Origin of the sequence: Agrococcus sp. HG114, from assembly GCF_024723325.1 — a bacterium.
GTDB lineage: Bacteria > Actinomycetota > Actinomycetes > Actinomycetales > Microbacteriaceae > Agrococcus.
Genome location: NZ_JANQCH010000019.1, coordinates 1 through 21,256, shown reverse-complemented (window position 1 = coordinate 21,256; position 21,256 = coordinate 1). Strand labels below are relative to the sequence as shown.

Here is a 21,256-nt window from a genome sequence, read left to right as displayed (position 1 = left end):
TGGCTGGATAGTCCCTCCGTGACGCTCGAGAGGCGGAGATCCTCCGGAGTGGCCCTACGTCAAGTCGTCGTGCTCGCCGGTGACCCACGCGATGTGCCGATCGGCGCTGCGCGCGACCGCCTCGGGGCCGTCCTCGAGCACCTGGCCCGGGATGTTGCCGTACATGCGCCGGAACCGCAGCCCGGCGGCCTGGTCCGCGAGCCGGCGCACGACCCCGGCGGAGAGCGGGATGTCGTTCGGGTACGAGCGCATGAAGGCGACGCTCGCCCGGTCGGGCTTGGGCTGCATCGTGTCGCCCGCGAGCAGCGAGCCCTCGCCGCCGCTGCCGGCCTCCCACAGGGCGACCGCGGCGCCCGGGAAGTGACCGCCGAAGCGGATGAGCCGCACGCCCGGCAGCGGCTCGAGCTCGCCGTCCCACTCCTCGATGCGCTCGTGCGGCCGCGCAACCCATGAGGCATCGCGCTCGTTCACGAGCACGCGCGCGTCGAAGGCCTCCGCCCACGCGCACTGCACGCCGAACATGTGCGGATGCGACGCGGCGACGAAGGCGAGCCCGCCGAGCTCCGCGACCTGCTCGATCGCGTCGTCGGTGATGGTCCCGAGCGGATCCCACAGGAGGTTGCCGCCCTCGGTCTGCACGAGGATCGACCGCTGCCCGATGCCCACGGCCGGCTCGGACGTGACCGCCCACGCGCCCGGCTCGAGCTCGACGACATCGACGTGCATGCCATCGGCGACCTGCTCGTCGACACTGGTCCAGATCTGGCCGTGCAGCGGCACCCACTGCCGTTCGTCGGCGCAGATGCGGCACGTCTCCGGCAGAGGCTCGGCGGTCTCGACACCGCACGTCGCGCAGAGGATCGTCATGCCCCCACTCTGCACCGGCGCGCTCCCCCGCGCGAGGGCCTCGGGCCGAGCCGGCGGCGGCGCGGCTCAGGGCTCGGCGCCCTCGTCCTCCTCGGGCTCGAACGTCGACTCCTCGTCGGTCGTCGTCGCGCCGAGCCCGTCGGGGTCGGGCGGGATCGTGCCGTCCTCGCCGAGGCCCCCCGGCTTCCTGGTGCCCTCGTCGTCGTGCTCGCGGCTGCCGTCGTGCTGCTGCATCGCTTCCTCCTCGGGTCGGTGCCGCCACCCTAGACCGGCAGCCCGAGCAGCGCCTGGGATGCGCGAGGGCCCCGGCCGAAGCCGGGGCCCTCGCGCAGTGCGGTCTCGCTAGAGCGACTCGATGACCTCGCGCATGAGGCGCGCGGTCTCCGACGGGGTCTTGCCGACCTTGACGCCGGCGGCCTCGAGCGCGACCTTCTTCGCCTCGGCCGTGCCGGAGGAGCCCGAGACGATCGCGCCGGCGTGGCCCATCGTCTTGCCCTCGGGCGCGGTGAAGCCGGCGACGTAGCCGACGACCGGCTTCGTCACGTGCGCCTTGATGTAGTCGGCGGCACGCTCCTCGGCGTCGCCGCCGATCTCGCCGATCATGACGATCGCCTTGGTCTCGGGGTCGGCCTCGAACGCCTCGAGCGCGTCGATGTGCGTCGTGCCGATGATCGGGTCGCCGCCGATGCCGATCGCGGTCGAGAAGCCGATGTCGCGCAGCTCGAACATCATCTGGTAGGTCAGCGTGCCCGACTTGGAGACGAGGCCGATCGGGCCCTTGCCCGTGATGTTCGCGGGCGTGATGCCGACGAGCGACTCCTCGGGCGTGATGATGCCGGGGCAGTTCGGGCCGATGATGCGCGTCGTGCCCTTGGCCTTCGCGTGCGCCCAGAACTCGGCGGAGTCCTGCACGGGGATGCCCTCGGTGATCACGACGAGCAGGCCGATGCCCGCGTCGACGGCCTCGATGACGGCGTCCTTCGCGAACGCCGGCGGCACGAACACGATCGAGGTGTCGGCGCCGGTGGCCTCCATGGCCTCGGCGACCGAGCCGAAGACGGGCAGCTCGACGCTCGAGCCGTCCTTCGCGGTGTGCGAGACGGTCGTGCCGGCCTTGCGCGCGTTCACGCCGCCCACGACCTGCGTGCCGGCCGCGAGCATGCGCGCGGTGTGCTTCGAGCCCTCGCCGCCGGTGATGCCCTGGACGATGACCTTGCTGTCCTTGTTGAGGTAGATCGACATGTTCCCTGTATCTCCTAGGCCGCAGCCAGCTCGGCGGCCTTGTCGGCGGCCTCGTCCATGGTGTCGACGACCGTCACGAGCGGGTGCGCGGCGTCGGCGAGGATCCGGCGGCCCTCCTCGACGCTGTTGCCGTCGAGCCGCACGACGAGCGGCTTCGACGCCTCGTCGCCGAGGATCTCGAGCGCCTTGACGATGCCGTTCGCGACCTCGTCGCACGCGGTGATGCCGCCGAAGACGTTCACGAACACGCTCTTGACGTCCTGGTCGTTCAGGATGACGTCGAGGCCCGCGGCCATGACCTCGGCGGATGCGCCGCCGCCGATGTCGAGGAAGTTGGCCGGCTTCACGCCGCCGTGGCGCTCGCCCGCGTACGCGACGACGTCGAGCGTCGACATCACGAGGCCCGCGCCGTTGCCGATGATCCCGACCTGGCCGTCGAGCTTCACGTAGTTGAGGTCGGCCTCCTTGGCCTTCGCCTCGAGCGGGTTCGCGGCCGCCTTGTCCTCGAGCGCCGCGTGCGCCTCGTGGCGGAACGCGGCGTTCTCGTCGAGCGTGATCTTGCCGTCGAGCGCGATGACGTCGCCGCCCTCGGTGAGCACGAGCGGGTTGACCTCGACGAGCGTCGCGTCCTCCTCGACGAAGACGCCGTAGAGCGTGACGATCACGGGCGCGACCTTCGCGACGAGCTCCTCGGGGAAGCTCGCGGCGCGGACGATCTCCTCGGCCTTCGCGAGGTCGATGCCGGTGGCGGGGTCGACCTCGACCTTGGCGAGCGCCTCGGGGCGCTCCTCCGCGAGCTGCTCGATCTCCATGCCGCCCTCGTACGAGCACATCGCGAGGTACGAGCGGTTCGCCCGGTCGAGCAGCACCGAGAAGTAGTACTCCTCCTTGATCGCGGCGCCCTCGGCGACCATGACCCGGTGCACGGTGTGGCCCTTGATGTCGAGGCCCAGGATCGCAGCGGCTGCGTCCTTCGCCTCGGCGGGGCTCTTGGCGAGCTTCACGCCGCCCGCCTTGCCTCTGCCGCCGGTCTTGACCTGTGCCTTCACGACGACGACGCCGCCGCCGAGCTCCGCCGCTGCTGCCTCGGCCTGCTCGGGGGTGTCTGCCGTGATGCCTCGCAGCACGGGGACGCCGTGCTGCTCGAACAGGTCCCTGGCCTGGTACTCGTAAAGATCCACGCGTGATCCAATCCGTGTGTTGGTGGGGGATGCGCCTCGGCAAGCCTAGCGCCGACGCTCATGGCGACCTCGACGCTTTCGGGTCGCCGAAGGCGGAAGATTCGGCGTTCTTGCCGCTTTCGCAGGAGCCTCGCCTTGCTTGCGGCGCCCTCGCCGACCGTCGACGATGGGCGCCAGGAGGACGCCCATGGATCCCGCTCTGCAACGCCGTCCCGACCTGCCGCCGCCGGTCGGGTCGATGGCGTCGAAGCTCAACTGGCTGCGCGCCGGGGTGCTCGGCGCGAACGACGGCATCGTCTCGACGTCGGCGCTCATGGTGGGCGTCGCGGGCGCGGGCACGTCGGCCGCGGGCGTGCTCACCGCGGGCGTCGCGGCGCTCGTCGCGGGCGCGTTCTCGATGGCGGTCGGCGAGTACGTCTCGGTCTCCTCGCAGCGCGACAGCGAGCGCAGCGCCATCCGGCGCGAGCAGCAGGAGCTCATCGACAACCCCGAGGGGCAGATCGACCAGCTCGCGCACATGTTCGAGGTGCGCGGGCTCTCCCCCGCGACCGCCCACACCGCGGCGCTCGAGCTCACCGAGAAGGATCCGCTGCGCGCGCACCTGAGCGTCGAGTACAACCTCGACCCCGACGAGCTGAACAACCCGTGGTCGGCGGCGATCGCCTCCGCGCTCGCGTTCTCGATCGGCTCCCTCATCCCGCTGCTGGCGGCGCTCGTGGCGCCGAGCGCCTGGATGCCGTGGCCGATCGTGGTCGCCACGGTCCTCGCCCTGCTCGTCACGGGCCTCGTCTCGGCGCGCATCGGCGCCTCGGGCAAGCGGATCGCGATGTTCCGCGTGCTGCTCGGCGGCGTCGTCGCGCTCGCGGCGACGTGGTTCATCGGCTCGCTCTTCCACACCCCCGTGCACTGACGCGCTCGGGCGATCCGTGGGAGCCTGGACCCATGCAGGAGCAGAGCAGCGAGCAGGACCGGGTTCCGCCTGAGCTCGACCCCTACTTCGACCGCTTCGACGACGAGCGGCCGCCGCGCACGATGGCGCGCCGGTTCCGCCCGCTCATCGTGGGCGGCGCGGCCGTCACGCTCGTCGCGATGGTGCTGCTCATCACGCAGTCCCTCTAGCCCGGCCGCCTGCCGGATCGGGCGCGCTCAGCCCACCTTCTCGATCGGCGCGATCTTCACGAGCAGGCGCTTGCGCCCGGCCTGGTCGAAGTGCACCTCCGCGACGCGCTTCGCTCCCGCACCGGTGATCGCCTGCACGCGGCCCTCGCCGAAGTCCTTGTGGCGGATGCGGTCGCCCGGGGACAGCTCGAGGCTCGAGTTGTCGCGCACCTCGGTGATGGTGTTCGCGAACTCGCGCTTCGGCCCCTTCGGCAGGGCGGGCGGCGAGCGGAAGCCCGTCACGAACGACTCGCGCGGCTCGTCGCGCCAGCGGCCGACCGCCCGCTGGGACGAAGCTTGCCGCACCGTCGCGGGCGGCGTCCGCCACTCGATGAGCTCCGCCGGGATCTCCTCGAGGAACCGGCTCGGCACCGCCGGGTTCACCTCGCCGAACTGCGCGCGCGTCATCGCGAGCGAGAGGTGCAGGCGCTGCCGCGCGCGCGTGATGCCGACGTAGAAGAGGCGCCGCTCCTCGGCCTGCCCGCCCGGCTCGTTCGCCGAGATGCGGTGCGGCAGCAGCTCCTCCTCGACCCCCGTGATGAAGACCGCGTCGAACTCGAGCCCCTTCGCGGTGTGGAGGGTCATGAGCGACACCTGCCCGCCCGAGTCGTCCAGCTCGTCGGCCGCGGCGACGAGCGCGGTCTCGGTGAGGAAGTCGATGAGGGTGCCGCCCGGGTTCTGCCGCCGGAACTCGCGCGTGACGGCCACGAGCTCCTCGACGTTCTCGAGCCGCGCGGCGTCCTGCGGGTCGGGCGAGCGGCGCAGCTGATCGGTGTAGCCCGAGCGGCTCATGAGCTCGCGCAGCACCTCGCCGGGGTCGGCCTCGGGCCGCGCGCTCCACTCGTCGAGGAGCGCCGCGAGGTCGGTGATCGCCGCGGCCACCTTCGGGCCGAGTGCGATCTCGTCGACGCGACGCATCGCATCCCGGAGCGTGATGCCGTGCTCGTCGGCGAACGCCTGCAGCGCCGCCTCGGTCGCCGGGCCGATGCCGCGCTTGGGCGTGTTCAGGATGCGCCGCAGGCTCAGCGAGTCGGCCGGGTTGGCGACCGCGATGAGGTACGCCATCGCGTCCTTGATCTCGGCGCGCTCGTAGAACTTCGTGCCGCCGATGACCTTGTAGGGCACGGCGGTGCGGATGAGCACCTCCTCGAGCGCGCGCGTCTGGGCGTTGGTGCGGTAGAAGACCGCGATGTCGCTGTAGGCCATGCCGCCCGAGGTGAGCTCGACGATCTCGTCGGCGACGAACTGCGCCTCGTCGTGGCCCGAGTAGCCGGTGAAGCCGACGATCTTCGCGCCGTCGCCCGAGTCGGTCCAGAGCCGCTTGTCGCGGCGGTCGAAGTTGTTGCCGATCACCGCGTTCGCCGCCGACAGGATGTTCTGCGTCGAGCGGTAGTTCTGCTCGAGCATGATCACGCGCGCGCCGGCGAAGTCGCGCTCGAAGTCGGTGATGTTGCGGATGTCGGCGCCGCGGAAGGCGTAGATCGACTGGTCGGAGTCGCCCACGACCGTGAGGGACGCGCCCGGCAGGTCGGCGCGCAGGTCGGGCAGGTCGGCGCGCGTGACCGGCTGCGTGAGCTCGCGGATGAGCGCGTACTGGGCCGCGTTCGTGTCCTGGTACTCGTCGACGAGGATGTGCCGGAAGCGCTTGCGGTACTGCGCGGCGACGTGCGGGAACGCCCGCAGCAGGAAGACGGTCTGCGAGATGAGGTCGTCGAAGTCGAACGCGTTCGCGCGCCGCAGCTCGCGGTCGTAGTCGCGCCACAGCTCGAGGAAGGCCGCGTCGAGCGGGTTGTCGAGGCTCGCGGTGCGCGCCCACGAGTCGACGTCGTGCAGCTCGTTCTTCGCCTTCGAGATGCGCGCCGCGACCCCGCCGGGTGTGAGCCCCTGGATGTCGGCGCCGCGCTCCTTGATGAGCCGCTTGACGAGCGCCCGCACATCGCCCGCGTCGTAGATCGTGAACGACTGCTTGAACCCGAACTCCTCGGCCTCGCGGCGCAGGATGCGCACGCACGCGGAGTGGAACGTCGAGATCCACATCCCGCGCGACTCCTCGCCGACGAGCTGCTCGACGCGCTCGCGCATCTCGGCGGCGGCCTTGTTGGTGAAGGTGATCGCGAGGATCTGGCTCGGCCAGGCCTCGCGCGTCGCGAGCAGCCCCGCGATGCGGTGCGTGAGCACGCGCGTCTTGCCCGAGCCGGCGCCCGCCACGATGAGCAGCGCGGGCCCGCGGTGCTCGACCGCCTCGCGCTGCGGCGGGTTGAGCCCCGCGAGCAGCGCCTCCGGGATCGTCTCGCCGCGCGGTCCGAGGGGCGTCGGCCGCTGCACGTCAGAGAAGCCCTCGTCCCCCAGGCCCCACAGATCCGTCATCTGCCCCCAGTCTACGAGCCGCCGCCGACGCGCCCTGCGGCCGGGCGCATCCGCGGTGCACGGCGACCCGCTTCAGCCGAGCCGGCGCCAGAGGTCGGGGTGGTCGACGAAGACCGCCTCGAGCCCGAGCGCCGCGAGCATCGCCCACTCGGTCGTCCAGTCGCCCCACGCGGCGTCGTGCTCGCCGAGCCGGTGCTCGGGCTCGAGGAACGCGTTCTCGGGCCGCAGCGTCCACGCGATCGTGCCGAGGCGCACCGCCCGCGCGCGCTCGACGAGGTCGGTGGTGCGCAGCTGGCCGCCGTCGCGCTCGAAGAGCACCGACTTCGCGACGCTGATCGCGTCGACGCGGCCCGCGAGCGCGGCGAGCTGCGCGTCCTCCCGCTGCTGCGCGTAGGTGGGGGCGGATGCGTCACCGCGCGCGACGAGGTCGGCGGCGGTGCCGTCGTGGTCCATGAGGTAGACGAGCCGCGCCACGACGCCCGCCGCCCGCACCTCGTGCAGCACGCCCTCCTCGAAGGACTCGACGACCAGCCGCCCGCTCGACATCCAGTGGGTGCCGCGCACCGCATCCGCCACCAGCTCGTCGAGCGGCAGCCCGAGCGACGCGTGGTGGCTCGCGTGCTTGAGCTCGGCGACGATGTCGAGCCCGGTCTCGTCGGCGATCGCGAGCAGGTCGGTGAAGCGGAGCACGCCCTCCCGGCCGTCGAGCCGTGCGCTGCGCGGCCGCAGGCGCGGCAGTCGCTCGCGCGCGCGGAGCGTCGCGACCTCGGCCCACGTGAAGTCCTCGACGAACCAGCCCGTGTGCTCGTGCCCGTCGATGACCTGCGCACGCCGGCGGTCGGCGAACGCCGCGCGGTCGGCGACGTCGGTCGTCTCGCTCAGCTCGTTGTCGTGGCGCACGACGAGCACGCCGTCGCGGGTCGCGACGAGGTCGGGCTCGACGGCGTCGGCGCCGAGGCGCGCGGCGAGGCGGACGGCCGTCTCGGTGTGCTCGGGGGCCCAGCCGGAGGCGCCGCGGTGGGCGATGACGCGCGTCTCGTGCACGGGGCCACGCTATCGAGCGCAGGATCGCGCGCGGATCCGGCCGACGACACAGCGAATCCGTGGATTCCTTGGGTACTCTGAGCGTGACCGCCCGCAGCGGCGGCCGCACGACCTCGAACAGGAGCAGCTCCCTTGGCAGGCAATCCCGCGTTCCGCAACTCGCCCGCGTTCACCGAGAACTCGCAGCGCGCCGCGCAGGCCGTGCCCGGCGGCCAGGCGCCGTACGGGCAGGCCCCCTACGGCCAGGCGCCGTACGGGCAGGCCCCCTACGGGCAGGCCGGCTACGGCCAGCAGCAGTACGGCGGCGCGCCCTACGGCCAGCCGCAGCAGTACGGCGGCGCCCCCTACGGGCAGCCGATGCCGTCGGCCGACCAGCTGAACCAGCAGTTCAACGCGCCCTCGGCCGGTCCGCTCGAGACCGAGCGGCTCACGTACGACGGCGTCATCACGAAGACGGTCATGACGCTCGGCGTCACCGCGATCGGCTTCGTCATCACGCTCGGGATGCTGTTCGTCTCGGGCCCGACGCCGCTGTTCTACGCGCTCACGTGGGGCGGCGCGATCGTCGGCTTCGTGCTCGCGCTCGTCAACATCTTCAAGAAGGAGCCGAGGCCGGCGCTCGTGCTCTCGTACGCCGCGGCCCAGGGCCTGTTTCTCGGCGGCTTCTCGGCGACCGTCGAGTGGGGCATGAACCTGCCCGGCATCATCTTCCAGGCGCTGCTCGCGACCGCGTGCGTGTTCGGCGCGACGCTCGCGCTGTACGCGTTCCGCATCGTGCGCACGTCGCCGAGGCTGAACAAGATCTTCTTCATCGCGATCATCGGCTACGGCCTCTTCTCGCTCGTGAACTTCGTGCTCATGCTCACGGGCGTGAACCAGGACCCGTGGGGCCTGCGCTCGCAGGAGATCTTCGGCATCCCGCTCGGCGTGCTGCTCGGCGGCCTCGCCGTGCTGCTCGGGGCCTACTCGCTCGTCATGGACTTCGAGGGCATCGAGCTCGGCGTCAAGCGCGGCGTGCACAAGAAGTACGGCTGGTCGGCGGCGTTCGGCCTCACGATGACGATCATCTGGCTCTACGTCGAGATCCTGCGGATCCTCGCGATCCTCAGGAGCGGCGACTAGACGCTCGCTCCTCGCAGCACGAAGGCCCCGGCAGCAGCCGGGGCCTTCGTCGTGCCGGCTACTCCTCGCGGCTCGAGAGCACGCAGAACTCGTTGCCGTCGATGTCGGCGAGCACCGTCCAGGAGACGTCCGGCCCCTGGCCGACGTCGATGCGCCGCGCCCCGAGCGCCTCGAGCCGGGCGATCTCGGCGTCGCGATCGTCGCTCGTGTGCGGGGCGAGGTCCATGTGGATGCGGTTCTTCGTCGCCTTCTCGTGGTCGACGCGCACGAACACGAGCCCCGGCGGGAACTGGTGGAAGGTCAGCTTCGCGCCGATCTCCTCCGCCCACTTCGGGATGACCACGACCTCGTCGTCGGTGTCGTAGATGACCTCCCAGTCGAGCGCGTCGCGCCACCAGGCGCCGAGCCTCCGCGGGTCGGTCGACTCGATCACGTTCGAATACCAGCGCAGCCCCATCGCAGCCCCTCTCGGTCGGTGCCCGAAAGCGTACGCCCCGCCGCCCACGAGGGGCGACGGGGCACGTGCGGGCTGCCGGTCAGCTCGCGACGGGCTGCTCCTCCACCGCCGCGGCGGGTGCGGCGTCCTTCGGCGGGCGGCGCGACCAGAAGGAGGCGAGCAGGGAGCCGGAGACGTTGTGCCACACGGAGAAGATGGCGGCCGGGAGGGCGGACTCGGGCGAGAAGTGCGTGCGCGCGAGGCCAGCGGCGAGGCCGGAGTTCTGCATGCCCACCTCGATCGCGACCGCTCGCTGCGCGGAGGTGTCGAGCCCGACCGCCTTCGCAGCGAGGAAGCCGAGGCCGTAGCCGACGCCGTTGTGGAGGATGACGACGAGCGCGACGAGCAGGCCGACGGTGAGGATGGTCGCGGCCGAGCCGGCGACGACGGCCACCACGACGAGCGTGATGCCCACGACCGAGACGACGGGCAGCCACGGCAGCACGGCCTGCACGACCTTCGGCAGCAGCAGGCGCAGCACGACGCCCACGACCACCGGGATCAGCACGATGAAGATGATCGACTGGAACAGCGCCCACGCGTCGACCGGCAGGTAGGAGCCCGCGAGCCACAGCACGAGCAGCGGCGTCAGCACCGGGGCCAGCAGCGTCGAGGCGGTGGTCATCGCGACCGAGAGCGCGGTGTCGCCCTTCGCGAGGTAGACCATGACGTTGGACGACGTGCCGCCGGGCGCGGAGCCGACGAGCACGACGCCGATGAGCAGCTCGGGCGGCAGCTGGAAGGCGAGCGCGAGGCCGATCGCCGTGAGCGGCATGATGACGTACTGCGCGACGACGCCGATCGCGAAGGCCTTCGGCTTCTTGGCGATCACCGCGAAGTCGACCGGCTGGAGCGTGAGGCCCATGCCGAGCATGATGATGCCCAGCAGCGTGTTGACCCACGGCAGGAGCGGCAGGCCGATCGGCGGGAACGCGATGGCGAGCGCGCCCGCGACGATGACGATCGCGGGGAACCAGGTGCCGGCGAGGCGGCCGACCCGCTCGCCGAGAGCAGTGGTGCTGGACATGTCTGACCTCCAATGGTGCTGTCAGACAGCGAACCACATCCGCCATGCCGACCCGCGCCGATCCGCACCCTTCCTCAGCCGTCCGCGGCGGTTGGGGCCGGCTGCGGTCGGCTCAGCGCGTCTCGAGCTCGGTGAGCGCCTCCTCGAGCGCGACCCACGCGAGCATCGCGCACTTGACGCGCATCGGGAACCTCGCGACGCCCGCGAACGCGACCGCGTCCCCGAGCAGCTGCTCGTCCGGCTCGACCGCGCCCCGCGACCGCAGCAGCTCGCGCAGCGCCTCGATGCGGGCGCGCGCGTCGGCGACCGGCAGGCCCGGCACCTCCTCCGCGAGCACCGACGCGGAGGCCTGCGAGATCGAGCATCCCTGCCCCTCCCAGCCGACCGCATCCACCCGTGCCTCGTCGCCCGCTCCCCCGAGCCGCACGCGCAGCCGGATCTCGTCGCCGCACGTGGGGTTCCGCAGGAACCGCTCGGCGTCGAACGGCTCGAGCCCGCCCTCGCCGGAGCGCCGCTTCGCGTGCTCGAGGATGAGCTCCTGGTAGAGCCCGGCGAGCGGGTCGCGCGGCGCGGCGCTCATCGGCCGGCCCCGAAGTAGGAGCGGACGCCCGAGAGGACGTCGAGGAACCGGTCGACCTCCGCCTCGGTCGTGGTCAGGTAGGTGGATGCGCGGGTCGTCGCGGCGACGCCGAGGCGGCGGTGCAGCGGCTGGGCGCAGTGGTGGCCGACGCGCGCCGCGATGCCCTCGGCGTCGAGCACCTGGCCCACGTCGTGGGCGTGCACGCCGTCGACGATCACGCTCGCGAGCCCCGCGCGCTCGGCGCCCGGGCGCGGTCCGACGAGGCGCACGCCCTCGATCGACGCGGCGCCCGCCGCGAGCCGCTCGCCGAGCGCGACCTCGTGCCGCTCGACCGCGCGCATGCCGACCCCCTCGAGGTAGTCGACCGCGGCCGCGAGCCCCACGATCGAGGCGACCGGCTGCGTGCCGGCCTCGAAGCGCTGTGGAGCCGGGAGGAAGTCCCGCTCGGTCATCGTGACCGTCGTGATCATCGACCCGCCCACGCGCGCGGGCGGGAGCGCGGCGCCGAGCGCCTCGGCGAGGTAGAGCACGCCGACGCCGCCAGGTCCGAGCATCTTGTGGCTCGAGAACGCCGCGGCGTCGACGCCGAGCGCGCCGAGGTCGACGGGACGGTGCGGCACCGACTGGCACGCGTCGAGCACGACGAGCGCGCCCACGGCATGCGCTGCCTCGACGAGGCGCTCGACCGGAGCGATGAGCCCGGTGACGTTCGAGACGTGCGCGACCGCGACGACGCGCGTGCGCTCGGTGATGCGCTCGAGCGCCTGCTCGGCCGTCCAGACGCCGTCGTCGTCGACCTCGACCCAGCGCAGCGTCGCGCCGGTCTCGTCCGCGAGGCGCTGCCACGGCAGCAGGTTGGCGTGGTGCTCGGCCTCCGTGACGAGGATCTCATCGCCCTCGCGGATGCGCAGGGCCGGGTCGACGACGCCGGCCCGGTTCGCCTCCGCGAGCGACAGCGCGACGCTGTTGAGCGCATCCGTCGCGTTCATCGCCCAGGAGATCTCTGCGGGGCGCGCCCCGACGAACCGCGCGATGCGCTCGCGCGCGTGCTCGTAGTCGTCGGTCGCGAGCGCCGCGAGCGTGTGCGCGCCGCGGTGCACAGCGGCGTTCCGCTGCGTGCGGAAGGCCCACTCGGCCTCGAGCACCTGCCGGGGCTGCTGGCTCGTCGCGCCGGAGTCGAGGTAGACGAGCGGCACGCCGCCGGGCTGCTCCGCGAGGATCGGGAAGTCGGCGCGAAGCCGCTCGATGCGCTCCTCGGTCAGGGCCGTCTCAGCACTCGTCGTCGTCACCTGCCCAGGGTAGTAGCCCTCCCTGTCGCCCCCATATGCGGCTCGGGCCACGGCCGGCTCACGCGCGTGCAGCGGCCTTGGCGAGCAGCACCGCGCGCTCGCGCGCGTTCTGCGTGCGCTCGGCCGCGAGCGCGAACGCGGCGCGCGCCTCCTCGGCTCGGCCGAGCCGCGCGAGCAGCTCGCCGCGCACCGACGGCAGCAGGTGCCCGATCGCGAGCGGCTTCGCGTCGGCGAGCCCGTCCACGATCGCGAGCGCCGCCTCGGGGCCCTCCGCCATCGACACCGCGACCGCGCGGTTGAGGGTCACGACCGGCGACGGCGCGATCCGCTCGAGGCCCTCGTACGCGGCGACGACGCGGGCCCAATCGGTCGAGTCGACGTCTGCGGCGACGGCGTGGCACTCGGCGATGGCCGCCTGGAGGCCGTAGGAGCCGAGGCCCCGGCCGAACGCCTCGGCGCGCCGCAGGGAGGCGCGCCCGCGGCGGATGGCGGCGCGATCCCAGCGGCGCCGGTCCTGATCGGCGAGCAGCACGGGCTCCCCCGTCTCGTCGAGCCGAGCGGGGAAGCGTGCCGCGGTGAGCTCGAGGAGCGCGAGCAGCCCGTGCACCTCGGGCTCGTCCGGCTGCAGGGCGGCGAGCGTGCGGGCGAGCCGCAGCGCCTCGCGCGCGAGGTCGGGCCGCATCCACTCGTCGCCGGCGGTCGCCGCGTGCCCCTCGGTGAAGAGGAGGTAGAGCGTGGCGAGCACCGCCCCGAGCCGGGCCGCTCGCGCGGCGCGGTCGGGGGTCTCGAACGGCACGTCCGCCTCGGCGAGCGCCTGCTTCGCGCGCACGATGCGCTGCTGGATCGTCGCGACCGGCACGAGGAACGCGCGCGCGATCTCCCTCGTCTCGAGGCCGGCGACGACGCGCAGCGTGAGCGCGACGCGCGCCTGCGGGCTCAGCACGGGGTGGCACGCGGTGAACACGAGCCGGAGCACGTCGTCGTCGATCTCGTCGGGATCCCACGGCAGCGCATCCGCCGCCTCGTCCTGCTCGTGCTCGAGGTCGTGCGCGATCGCGGCGATCCGCTCGTCGTACCGCTCGCGGCGGCGCCAGTGGTCGATCGCCTTCCGCTTCGCGACCGCGGTCAGCCACGCGGCGGGGCTCCGGGGCACGCCGCGCTCGGGCCACTGCGCGAGCGCGTCGGCGAGCGCCTCCTGCGCGAGGTCCTCGGCGAGCGCGAAGTCGCCCGTGAACCGCGTGAGGGTCGCGACGATGCGGGCCGCCTCGATGCGCCACACGGCCGCGACCGAGCGCCTGGCGGACTCCTCCGCCCGGCGCTCGGGGGTGGCGCCCGCGCTCGTCACGCGCTCGCGCGCCTCGCTGCCTGCTCCTCGCGCCAGCCCTCCTCCTTCTGGATCCACTCGTTGTCGGCGGGGAAGTCGTCGGGGCCCTGCACGCGGCGCACCTCGAGCTTCGAGCCCGGGCCGAGGGGGCAGCGCTTGGCCCACTCCAGCGCCTCCTCGCGCGAGGACACGTCGAGCATCCAGAACCCGTTGAAGAGCTCCTTCGTCTCTCCGTACGGCCCGTCGGTCACGAGCGGCGGGTCGGCGCTGAAGTCGACCACGAAGCCCTCGCTCGCGTCGCTGAGGCCCTCGCCGCCGATCATGACGCCCGCCTCCATGAGCGCCTCGTTGTAGCGGCCCATCCGCTCGATGACCTCCTCGAAGGGGATCTCCTGGTACGCCGCGACGGCCTCGTCGCTCGAGCGCATGATGAGCATGTACTGCATGGTGGACTCCTTCGTTCGCACGGGCCGGTGTCGACCCTCTCACTCAGGACGTCGAACGGGAACCGCCAGGATCGACATCGTCACCGGATCGATGCGCACCGGCCGGCCACGCACCGGCGGCGAGGTACCACCCGGCGCCGATCGCCGCGGCGGCCGCGATGCCCGTGGGCAGCGTGCCGAGCGACGACATCGCGGCCGAGAGCAGCAGCAGCGCGAGCGCGAGCGCGAGCGTGACGAACGCGACCCTGCGCGGTCGACCGCGGGCGCGCATCCGCAGCCCCGAGCCTGCGAGCACGCCCGCGACGGCGGTCGCGAGCGCCGGCAGCATCGCGCGCTCGACCCACATCGCGACGCGGCTGTCGTCGATCGGCACGCCCGCGGGGTCGCGCACGACCGCGTCGACGAGCAGGAGGGCGCACAGGACGAGCGTCGGCAGCACCGCGATGAGCGCGATCCAGCCGAAGCGCTCGGCCCGCAGCCGTGCCCGGTCCCACGTCGCGCGCACGATGAGCGCGACGGCGCCGAGCGCGAGCGCGCTGAGCACGAGGCTCGAGACCCCCGCGGCCAGCAGCGCCGCGTTCCCGTCGCACGACCAGGACTCGCCCTCGAGCGCGCAGCCGTAGCGCAGCCGGCCCTGCAGCCAGCTCGTCGGCGAGAGGCCGACGAGCACGCTCGCGGCGAAGCCCAGCACGAGCGTCCACAGCGCCGCCGCCCGGGCGGAGCGCTCACGCGACGGCTGCGGGGTCATGGGCGGCCGCTACTCCCACTCGATGGTGCCCGGCGGCTTCGACGTGACGTCGAGCACGACCCGGTTCACCTCGGGCACCTCGTTCGTGATGCGGTTCGAGATGCGCGCGAGCACGTCGTACGGCAGGCGCGTCCAGTCAGCGGTCATGGCGTCCTCGCTCGACACGGGGCGCAGCACGATCGGGTGCCCGTAGGTGCGGCCGTCGCCCTGCACGCCCACCGAGCGGACGTCGGCGAGCAGCACGACGGGGCACTGCCAGATCTCACCGTCGAGGCCCGCAGCCGTGAGCTCGGCGCGCGCGATCGCGTCCGCGCGCCGCAGGGTGTCGAGCCGCTCCTCGGTGACCTCGCCGATGATGCGGATGCCGAGGCCCGGCCCCGGGAAGGGCTGGCGGCCGACGATCGCCTCGGGGAGGCCGAGCTCGCGGCCGATGGCGCGCACCTCGTCCTTGAACAGCGCGCGCAGCGGCTCGATGAGCTGGAACTGCAGGTCGTCGGGGAGCCCGCCGACGTTGTGGTGGCTCTTGATGTTCGCCGCGCCCGTGCCGCCGCCCGACTCGACGACGTCGGGGTAGAGGGTGCCCTGCACGAGCCAGCGGATCGGCTCGCCCTCGCTCGCGGCCTCCGCGGCGAGGTCGCGCTCGGCCTGCTCGAAGACGCGGATGAACTCGCGCCCGATGATCTTGCGCTTCTCCTCGGGGTCGGTGACCCCCTTGAGCGCCGCGAGGAAGCGCTCGCGCGCATCCACCGTCACGAGCCGGACGCCCGTGGAGGCGACGTAGTCCTCCTCGACCTGGCGGCGCTCGTCCTGCCGCAGCAGGCCGTGGTCGACGAAGACGCACACGAGCTGGTCGCCGACCGCCTCGTGCACGAGCGCCGCGGCGACGGCCGAGTCGACGCCGCCCGAGAGCGCGCACAGCACCTTGTCGGAGCCGACCTGCTCGCGGATGCGCGCGACCTGCTCCTCGATGACGTTGCCGGTCTGCCAGTCGCCGGGGAGGCCCGCGATCTCGTGCAGGAACGAGGAGAGCACCCGCTGCCCGTGCTCGGAGTGCTTGACCTCGGGGTGCCACTGCACGCCCGCCATCCGCCGCTCGCGGTCCTCGAAGGCCGCGACCGGGGTGTCGGCGGTCGAGGCGAGGACCGTGAAGCCCTGCGGCGCCTCGGCGACCGAGTCGCCGTGGCTCATCCACACCGTCTGCGTGTCGGGCTGGCCGTTCAGGAGCGCGCCGCCGCCGTCGACCTGCACGCGCGTCGAGCCGTACTCGCGGTTGCCCGTCCGCGCGACCTTCCCGCCGAGCTGCGCGGCCATCACCTGGAAGCCGTAGCAGATGCCGAACGTCGGCACCCCGAGCTCGAGGATGCCCTCGTCGAGGCGCGGAGCGCCCTCCTCGTAGACGCTCGACGGGCCGCCCGAGAGCACGATCGCGGCGGGGTCCTTCGCGCGCACCTCGTCGGCCGTGATCGTCGACGGCACGATCTCGCTGTAGACGTCGGCCTCGCGCACGCGCCGGGCGATGAGCTGCGCGTACTGCGCGCCGAAGTCGACGACGAGCACGGGGCGCTGGGCGGTGTCGGACATCAGGCCTCCGAGGTGGTGGATGCGGGGGTGGGCGCGGCGGCGGACCTCGCGGCCCGCTCGGCCTCGAGCCGCTCGACGTCGGCGATGGCGATCGCGTGCATGCGGCGCTCGACGAAGAACGACAGGAACGGCACGACGCCGCCCGCGGCCATCGCGAGCAGGCGCCCGAACGGCCAGCGCAGCAGGCTCCAGAGCCGGAAGCTCGCGAGCAGGTACACGACGTAGATCCAGCCGTGCACGATGAGGATCGCGAGCGAGATGTTGAAGCCGTCGCCGAGCGAGACGATCTCGCAGCCCATGCCGCCGGGGACGAACAGCGAGTACCACTGGCAGCCGTCGCCCGGCACGACGCGCTGGAGCGAGAGCAGGCCGCCCGAGCCGCCCGCGAACACCTCGACGTGCGTCGGCGAGTACTTCAGCACCATCTCGGTCACGAGCAGCAGGAGGAAGGCGCCCGTGACCCACGACATGACGCGGTAGAAGCGGATCGCGGAGCGGATCTGCGGGAGCTGGTCGATGGGGCGGGGCACGGGTACCAGCCTATCGGCGGGGCGCGCCGGCGGCGGCGGCCGCCTCGGCGTCCTCGATCGCCTCGACCTCGCGCTCGAGCGCGTCCTTCACGAGCCGGTACCAGAGGTAGAAGGCGAAGAGCATGAAGGCGACCCACTCGATCGCGTAGAACACGTTGAGCCAGTTGAGCTGCGTGTCGCTCACGGGGCGCACCGAGACGATCGGCTCGGCGCCGTCGGCGAGGGCGCCGGATGCGGCTGCCGACGGCTCGTCGAGGATCGCGTACGACCCGTAGACGCGCCCGTCGTAGTCGTCCCACCGGTTGACGAGCTCGGCGACGCTCATCGCCTCGCGGGTGTCGCCGCGCACGTCGCCCATCGTGGGCGCCTCCGTCGGCATGAGCCGTCCGACGAGCCCGCCCGTCGCATCCGCCGCCAGGGTCTCGGCGATCCGCTCCGCCGCGGCCGCATCGGCCGACCACGACAGCCCGACGGCGAGCGAGACCGGCTCGCCCGCGGGCTGCTCGACGAGCACGCGACCGATGACCCAGCTGCCCTGGTCGCCGTGCTGGTCGCGGCCCGCGAGGGTGTCGAAGTCGTCCGTCCACGTGCCCGAGAACGCGACCATGCGGCCGCCCGCCTCGGAGGTGAGCGCGGTGCCGGGTGCGGCCACGTCGACGAGCGGCACGGGCGTCTCGGTGTCGCGGTCGTCGCGCTGGCCCTGCTCGACCGCGCGCTCGATCTGCCACTGGCCGAGGAGCGCGAACACGCCGGCGACGGCGATGCAGAGGACGAGCACGCCGATCCACCGCGGTCGCTTGGCGACGTCGGAGAAGGTGGGGCGAGGGGTGCTCACGGCGCGTCCAGTCTACCGGCGAGCCCGGAGGACCTCGCCGCTCCGCTGCTGCCCGCGCGCCGCTGCGCCCCGGCGAGCGGGGCGCAGCGGCACGCGTCAGGCCGCGGGCTGCGGCCTGGTGCCCACGGCGTCGGCGGTCGGGAGCGCGCTGAGCGGCACGATCTCCGGCGCCTCGAGCCGCGCCCGGTCGGCCGCCTCGTCGTCGGGCAGCTGCTGGCTCGCGAGCTCGGCGGCGACGCGCTTGTTGTAGGTGTTGATCTCCTTCTCGACCCGCGCGTCGTCCCAGCCGAGCGCATCCGCCATGATGCGCGCCGCGACCGGGGCGGCGGCGACGCCGCGGTCCCACGACTCGATCGAGATGCGCGTGCGCCGCGCGAGCACGTCGTCGAGGTGGAGCGCGCCCTCGTGGGTGCACGCGTAGCGCACCTCGGCGCCGATGTAGTCGTCGGCACCGGGGAGCGGCTCCATGAGCGACGGGTCCTTGCGGATGAGGTCGAGGATCTCGTCGGTGAGCACCCCGTAGCGGTTCAGCAGGTGCTCGACGCGGTGCTTGTGGATGCCGAACGCGCGCGCGATCTTCGCGCGCTTGTTCCACGCCGCGCGGTAGCCGGTCGCGCCGAGCAGCGGGATCTGGTCGGTGCACGACTCGGGCACCTTGCCGTCCATCGCGCTCACCGCCTCGTCGATCGCGTCCTTCGCCATCACGCGGTAGGTCGTCCACTTGCCGCCCGCGATGAGCACGAGCCCCGGCACCGTGTGCGAGACGTGGTGCTCGCGCGAGAGGTTGGCGGTCGAGGCGCCGTCGCCCGCGGCGAGCAGCGGCCGCAGGCCCGCGTAGACGCCCTCGACGTCGGCGCGCGTGAGCTTCGTCGCGAGCACCGTGTTGACGTGGTCGAGGATGTAGTCGATGTCGGCCGCGGTCGCCGCCGGGTGGGCCTTGTCGAGGTTCCAGTCGGTGTCGGTCGTGCCGAGGATCCAGTGGCGCCCCCACGGGATGACGAAGAGCACGCTCTTCTCCGTGCGCAGCAGCAGCCCCATCTCCGAGTGGAAGCGGTCGCGCGGCACGACGAGGTGCACGCCCTTCGACGCCCGCACCTTGAACTCGCCGCGCTCGCCGACCATCGCCTGCGTCTCGCCCGTCCACACGCCGGTGGCGTTCACGACCTGCTTCGCGCGGATCTCGAACTGCTCGCCCGTCTCGTAGTCGTGCGCCTGCACGCCGACGACCCGCTCCCCCACCTTCAGGAAGCCCTCCGCGCGCACGCGGCTCGCGACGTGCGCGCCGTAGAAGGATGCGGTGCGCGCGAGCTCGGCGACGTAGCGGGCGTCGTCGACCTGGGCGTCGTAGTACGTGAGGCCGCCCACGAACGCGTTCGGGTCGAGCGAGGGGATCTTCTTCAGCACCTGCTTCTTCGACAGGTGCCGGTGCAGCGGCACGCCCGGCTTCATGAACCCCGTGTAGCTGAAGACGTCGTAGAGGGCCATGCCGGCGCCGATGTAGGCGCGCTCGACGAGGGGCGTCTCGAGCGGGTAGAGGAAGCGCACGGGCTTCGCGAGGTGCGGCGCGATGCGCTGCAGCAGCAGCCCGCGCTCGATGAGCGCCTCGCGCACGAGCGCGAAGTTCAGCTGCTCGAGGTAGCGGATGCCGCCGTGGATGAGCTTCGAGGAGCGGCTCGACGTCCCCGAGGCGAAGTCGCGCGCCTCGATGAGGCCGACGCGCAGGCCGCGCGTGACGGCGTCGAGCGCCGCGCCCGTGCCCACGATGCCGCCGCCGATGACGAGCACGTCGACCTCGCGCTCCCGCATCGAGCGCAGCGCGGCCGCGCGCTCCTCCGGGCCGAGCTTCCTCGACCGACTGACGCTGTTGGTGGTCTCAGACATGGATCCTCCTTCGGTGCGTCGCCCGGGGGAGCGGCGCGGTCAGTGCTGCGGGTTCGCCTCCAGCACCACATCGATGCGCTGGAACTCCTTGAGGTCCTTGTAGCCGGTGGTCGACATGGCCTTCCGCAGCGCACCCATGATGTTGGCGGTGCCGTCCGCCGACGGCGACGGGCCGTGGAGCACGACGTCGAGCGGGCCGACCTGGTCGACCTGCACGCGGTTGCCGCGCGGCAGCTTCTGGTTGTGCGCCTCGGGGCCCCAGTGCCAGCCGCGACCCGGCGCGTCGGTCGCCCGCGCGAGCGCGGTGCCGAGCATGACGGCGTCGGCGCCGCACGCGAGCGCCTTGACGATCTGCCCGGAGGTTCCGAGCGAGCCGTCGGCGATGACGTGCACGTAGCGGCCGCCCGACTCGTCGAGGTAGTCGCGGCGGGCCGCGGCGACGTCGCTCACGGCGGTCGCCATGGGCGCGGCGACGCCGAGCACCTTCTCGCTCGTGGAGGCGGCGCCGCCGCCGAAGCCGACGAGCACGCCGGCCGCGCCCGTCCGCATGAGGTGCAGGGCGGCAGTGTACGTCACGACGCCGCCGACGACGACCGGCACGTCGAGCTCGTAGATGAACTGCTTCAGGTTGAGCGGCGCGCCGTCATCGGCCGACACGTGCTCGGCCGAGACGGTCGCGCCGCGGATGACCATGAGCTCCACGCCCGCGGCGAGCACCGCCTCGTAGTGCTGCTGCACGGCCTGCGGGCTCAGGCTGCCCGCGACGGGCACGCCCGCGTCGCGGATCTGCGCGATGCGGTCGCGGATGAGCTCGGGCTTGATGGGCTCGGCGTAGATCTCGCGCATGCGGCTCGTCGCGAGGTCGGCGGGCAGGCCCGCGATCTCGGCCAGCAGCGGCTCGGGGTCGTCGTAGCGCGTCCACACGCCCTCGAGGTTGAGCACCCCGAGCCCGCCCGCGCGGCCGAGCGCGATCGCGGTGGCCGGGCTCATGACCGAGTCGGTCGGCGCGCCGAGCACCGGGATCTCGAAGCGGAACGCGTCGATCTGCCACTGCAGCGAGACGAGGTCGCTGTCGCGCGTGCGGCGCGACGGCACGATGCTGATGTCGTCGAAGCCGTACCCCATGCGGGCGCGCTTGCTGCGGCCGATCTCGATCTGCGTCACCCCGCCAGCCTATCCCGGCGGCGCCGAGGAGGGCTCAGCGTCAGAGGAGGGCCTTGATGCGGAGCAGCGCCGCCTCGAGCTCGCGCCTGACGGCCTCGGCCTTCGCGGCCGACATCTGCGCTCCCCGCTCGGCCCGCACGGCGTCGCGCACCTGCTGCCGGAACTCGCCGACCGCGAGGTCGACGTCGTGGACCGCCATGCGCGCGGCGACCCGCGCGGCCGTGTGCGGCGCATCCGCCGACTCGGGCATGGGCGCGGATGCACGGGGCGGCACGGGCGCGGAGGCGTCCGACGGCGGGTTCGGCGCCGAAGGGTTCGGCACCGACGGGTTCGGCGCCGAAGGGTTCGGCACCGACGGCGCAGGCCCCCAGGGC

The 21,256-nt window shown here is 72.9% G+C and carries 22 protein-coding genes; 3 read left to right on the top strand and 19 right to left on the bottom strand.

Annotated elements, in window-relative coordinates; all coding sequences use genetic code 11:
• Positions 1-54 precede the first annotated feature (54 nt).
• The 4 genes from NWP09_RS03785 to sucC all read right to left on the bottom strand — a co-directional run bounded on the left by NWP09_RS03785 (position 55) and on the right by sucC (position 3,290).
• Entirely contained in the window at positions 55-867 is an 813-nt protein-coding gene (locus tag NWP09_RS03785) for a hydrolase (protein ID WP_258274207.1), read from the bottom strand.
• 66 nt (positions 868-933) lie between these two features.
• Positions 934-1,101, bottom strand: coding sequence for a hypothetical protein (locus NWP09_RS03780; RefSeq protein ID WP_258274206.1), 168 nt, complete (start codon positions 1,099-1,101; stop codon positions 934-936).
• A 108-nt stretch (positions 1,102-1,209) separates the two neighbouring features.
• Positions 1,210-2,109 carry a succinate--CoA ligase subunit alpha gene (gene sucD, locus NWP09_RS03775; protein ID WP_258274205.1) on the bottom strand — a complete coding sequence of 300 codons (900 nt, stop codon included), beginning with the start codon at positions 2,107-2,109 and terminating at the stop codon, positions 1,210-1,212.
• Positions 2,110-2,123: 14 nt separating this feature from the next.
• On the bottom strand, positions 2,124-3,290 hold the full coding sequence (sucC, locus tag NWP09_RS03770; RefSeq protein ID WP_258274204.1) for an ADP-forming succinate--CoA ligase subunit beta: 1,167 nt from the start codon (positions 3,288-3,290) through the stop codon (positions 2,124-2,126).
• 187 nt (positions 3,291-3,477) lie between these two features.
• On the opposite strand from sucC, the gene NWP09_RS03765 reads away from it, so the two are divergent.
• Positions 3,478-4,200 carry a VIT family protein gene (locus NWP09_RS03765; protein ID WP_258274203.1) on the top strand — a complete coding sequence of 241 codons (723 nt, stop codon included), beginning with the start codon at positions 3,478-3,480 and terminating at the stop codon, positions 4,198-4,200.
• A gap of 32 nt (positions 4,201-4,232) precedes the next feature.
• A complete protein-coding gene (locus tag NWP09_RS03760) occupies positions 4,233-4,409 on the top strand; it encodes a hypothetical protein (RefSeq protein ID WP_258274202.1) in 177 nt (58 codons plus the stop codon).
• A gap of 27 nt (positions 4,410-4,436) precedes the next feature.
• Here the strand turns inward: NWP09_RS03760 and NWP09_RS03755 are convergent, their stop codons facing one another.
• Entirely contained in the window at positions 4,437-6,815 is a 2,379-nt protein-coding gene (locus NWP09_RS03755) for an ATP-dependent helicase (RefSeq protein WP_258274201.1), read from the bottom strand.
• A gap of 72 nt (positions 6,816-6,887) precedes the next feature.
• Entirely contained in the window at positions 6,888-7,859 is a 972-nt protein-coding gene (locus tag NWP09_RS03750; protein WP_258274200.1) for a glycerophosphodiester phosphodiesterase family protein, read from the bottom strand.
• A gap of 132 nt (positions 7,860-7,991) precedes the next feature.
• Between NWP09_RS03750 and NWP09_RS03745 the strand changes: the two genes are divergently transcribed.
• Positions 7,992-8,981 carry a Bax inhibitor-1/YccA family protein gene (locus tag NWP09_RS03745; protein ID WP_258274199.1) on the top strand — a complete coding sequence of 330 codons (990 nt, stop codon included), beginning with the start codon at positions 7,992-7,994 and terminating at the stop codon, positions 8,979-8,981.
• Positions 8,982-9,039: 58 nt separating this feature from the next.
• Here NWP09_RS03745 and NWP09_RS03740 read toward each other — a convergent pair whose 3' ends face one another.
• The 13 genes from NWP09_RS03740 to NWP09_RS03680 form a co-directional block, all read right to left on the bottom strand.
• On the bottom strand, positions 9,040-9,438 hold the full coding sequence (locus NWP09_RS03740; protein WP_258274198.1) for a VOC family protein: 399 nt from the start codon (positions 9,436-9,438) through the stop codon (positions 9,040-9,042).
• A gap of 79 nt (positions 9,439-9,517) precedes the next feature.
• Positions 9,518-10,504 carry a bile acid:sodium symporter family protein gene (locus tag NWP09_RS03735; protein ID WP_258274197.1) on the bottom strand — a complete coding sequence of 329 codons (987 nt, stop codon included), beginning with the start codon at positions 10,502-10,504 and terminating at the stop codon, positions 9,518-9,520.
• Positions 10,505-10,616: 112 nt separating this feature from the next.
• The gene (sufU, locus tag NWP09_RS03730) at positions 10,617-11,084 is read right to left on the bottom strand and encodes a Fe-S cluster assembly sulfur transfer protein SufU (RefSeq protein ID WP_258274196.1); all 468 of its coding nucleotides are present in this window, start codon (positions 11,082-11,084) and stop codon (positions 10,617-10,619) included.
• On the bottom strand, positions 11,081-12,373 hold the full coding sequence (locus NWP09_RS03725; protein WP_258274195.1) for a SufS family cysteine desulfurase: 1,293 nt from the start codon (positions 12,371-12,373) through the stop codon (positions 11,081-11,083). The genes sufU and NWP09_RS03725 overlap by 4 nt, the downstream gene beginning before the upstream one ends.
• 58 nt (positions 12,374-12,431) lie before the next feature.
• The gene (locus NWP09_RS03720) at positions 12,432-13,718 is read right to left on the bottom strand and encodes an RNA polymerase sigma factor (RefSeq protein ID WP_258274194.1); all 1,287 of its coding nucleotides are present in this window, start codon (positions 13,716-13,718) and stop codon (positions 12,432-12,434) included.
• The gene (locus tag NWP09_RS03715; protein WP_258274193.1) at positions 13,715-14,143 is read right to left on the bottom strand and encodes a YciI family protein; all 429 of its coding nucleotides are present in this window, start codon (positions 14,141-14,143) and stop codon (positions 13,715-13,717) included. Before NWP09_RS03715 ends, NWP09_RS03720 begins: the two co-directional genes overlap by 4 nt.
• Before the next feature lie 43 nt (positions 14,144-14,186).
• Positions 14,187-14,891 (bottom strand): hypothetical protein, encoded by a 705-nt coding sequence (locus NWP09_RS03710; protein WP_258274192.1) that lies wholly within the window; start codon positions 14,889-14,891, stop codon positions 14,187-14,189.
• Positions 14,892-14,900: 9 nt separating this feature from the next.
• Positions 14,901-16,472, bottom strand: coding sequence for a glutamine-hydrolyzing GMP synthase (gene guaA, locus NWP09_RS03705; protein WP_258274191.1), 1,572 nt, complete (start codon positions 16,470-16,472; stop codon positions 14,901-14,903).
• Entirely contained in the window at positions 16,472-17,002 is a 531-nt protein-coding gene (locus NWP09_RS03700) for a DUF3817 domain-containing protein (protein WP_258274190.1), read from the bottom strand. Before NWP09_RS03700 ends, guaA begins: the two co-directional genes overlap by 1 nt.
• Before the next feature lie 10 nt (positions 17,003-17,012).
• Positions 17,013-17,837, bottom strand: a complete 825-nt coding sequence (locus tag NWP09_RS03695; protein ID WP_258274189.1) for an SURF1 family protein — start codon at positions 17,835-17,837, stop codon at positions 17,013-17,015.
• A gap of 96 nt (positions 17,838-17,933) precedes the next feature.
• On the bottom strand, positions 17,934-19,718 hold the full coding sequence (locus NWP09_RS03690; RefSeq protein ID WP_258274188.1) for a glycerol-3-phosphate dehydrogenase/oxidase: 1,785 nt from the start codon (positions 19,716-19,718) through the stop codon (positions 17,934-17,936).
• Between the two features lie 39 nt (positions 19,719-19,757).
• Positions 19,758-20,882 (bottom strand): GuaB3 family IMP dehydrogenase-related protein, encoded by a 1,125-nt coding sequence (locus tag NWP09_RS03685; RefSeq protein ID WP_258274187.1) that lies wholly within the window; start codon positions 20,880-20,882, stop codon positions 19,758-19,760.
• A gap of 40 nt (positions 20,883-20,922) precedes the next feature.
• Positions 20,923-21,081: a hypothetical protein gene (locus tag NWP09_RS03680; protein WP_258274186.1), complete on the bottom strand. Its 159-nt coding sequence runs from the start codon at positions 21,079-21,081 to the stop codon at positions 20,923-20,925.
• Between the last annotated feature and the right edge of the window lie 175 nt (positions 21,082-21,256).

Bases quoted from the DNA above. Each gene is read 5' to 3' on its own strand.
- NWP09_RS03780 (WP_258274206.1), bottom strand. From the start codon at position 1,101: ATGCAGCAGCACGACGGCAGCCGCGAGCACGACGACGAGGGCACCAGG.
- guaA (WP_258274191.1), bottom strand. From the start codon at position 16,472: ATGTCCGACACCGCCCAGCGCCCCGTGCTCGTCGTCGACTTCGGCGCG.
- sufU (WP_258274196.1), bottom strand. From the start codon at position 11,084: ATGAGCGCCGCGCCGCGCGACCCGCTCGCCGGGCTCTACCAGGAGCTC.
- NWP09_RS03690 (WP_258274188.1), bottom strand. From the start codon at position 19,718: ATGTCTGAGACCACCAACAGCGTCAGTCGGTCGAGGAAGCTCGGCCCG.
- NWP09_RS03785 (WP_258274207.1), bottom strand. From the start codon at position 867: ATGACGATCCTCTGCGCGACGTGCGGTGTCGAGACCGCCGAGCCTCTG.
- NWP09_RS03755 (WP_258274201.1), bottom strand. From the start codon at position 6,815: ATGACGGATCTGTGGGGCCTGGGGGACGAGGGCTTCTCTGACGTGCAG.
- NWP09_RS03680 (WP_258274186.1), bottom strand. From the start codon at position 21,081: ATGGCGGTCCACGACGTCGACCTCGCGGTCGGCGAGTTCCGGCAGCAG.
- NWP09_RS03715 (WP_258274193.1), bottom strand. From the start codon at position 14,143: ATGCAGTACATGCTCATCATGCGCTCGAGCGACGAGGCCGTCGCGGCG.
- NWP09_RS03760 (WP_258274202.1), top strand. From the start codon at position 4,233: ATGCAGGAGCAGAGCAGCGAGCAGGACCGGGTTCCGCCTGAGCTCGAC.
- sucD (WP_258274205.1), bottom strand. From the start codon at position 2,109: ATGTCGATCTACCTCAACAAGGACAGCAAGGTCATCGTCCAGGGCATC.
- NWP09_RS03710 (WP_258274192.1), bottom strand. From the start codon at position 14,891: ATGACCCCGCAGCCGTCGCGTGAGCGCTCCGCCCGGGCGGCGGCGCTG.
- NWP09_RS03740 (WP_258274198.1), bottom strand. From the start codon at position 9,438: ATGGGGCTGCGCTGGTATTCGAACGTGATCGAGTCGACCGACCCGCGG.
- NWP09_RS03735 (WP_258274197.1), bottom strand. From the start codon at position 10,504: ATGTCCAGCACCACTGCTCTCGGCGAGCGGGTCGGCCGCCTCGCCGGC.
- NWP09_RS03765 (WP_258274203.1), top strand. From the start codon at position 3,478: ATGGATCCCGCTCTGCAACGCCGTCCCGACCTGCCGCCGCCGGTCGGG.